This window comes from Psychrobacter sp. 1U2 (genome assembly GCF_051847575.1).
Genome location: NZ_JBPYDC010001191.1, coordinates 1 through 674 on the forward strand (window position 1 = coordinate 1; position 674 = coordinate 674).

Annotated in this window: 1 protein-coding gene and 1 pseudogene; one reads left to right on the plus strand and one right to left on the minus strand. The window is 42.0% G+C overall.

Features of this window, described 5'->3' with window-relative positions; all coding sequences use genetic code 11:
* Positions 1 to 268 (minus strand): annotated as a pseudogene (locus ACS8FD_RS21130) (carboxynorspermidine decarboxylase); the annotation flags it as partial.
* A gap of 90 nt (positions 269 to 358) precedes the next feature.
* Between ACS8FD_RS21130 and ACS8FD_RS21135 the strand changes: the two are divergent.
* Positions 359 to 674, plus strand: a 316-nt coding sequence (locus ACS8FD_RS21135; RefSeq protein WP_439277310.1) for a DUF924 family protein, incomplete at its 3' end; no start/stop codon positions are given.

Below are 674 nucleotides of genomic sequence, written 5' to 3' on the forward strand. Positions count from 1 at the left end.
TATCAGGCGCGTTATCACCAAAAGTCTCATAGCCTAACCGTACTTCATTGAGCGAAGACGAGGTTGTGCCATGCAAAAAGGGAGTCATCACATCGAACACGCCCCACGTGGCAAAACACTTTAGCGCAAGCAATGCCTTTGCCCCTGATAACTCACATAGCCGTGCAATAATCTGCATATTGGTAACGATTGCCGCTTCATCGAGCAAATAATAAGGCGTTGACGGTGTTAACGAATGGCTGGTTTTTATGGGATTGTTAGAATGCATAAGAGGTTACCTAATAGCGGCTGTCGGCATCATGACAGATATAAAGATTTGCGTTATAGTAGACTAAATCCATCACAATTAGAATATCTTATGTCACTATCAACTGATTATTCCACCTCTACCAGCTCAGCTAATTTATCGCAACTTGATCTAGAACATATTAATTTAGAATATCTTGACGCTGATGCACGTGCGGTCTTAGATTTTTGGTTCGATAAAGATAACGAGCAGTATTGGTTCGAACAAAACAATAACTTTGATAATCAAATAAAAGAGAAGTTTGGTGATATTTGGCAAGCAGCCCAGCAAGGCGAATGCGTAACATGGCGTATTGCAGACGCGCCAGCAGACAGTAATAGCTCAATCACTGCTTTGGCAGGACGATTGGCAGAGATTATCGTGTTAG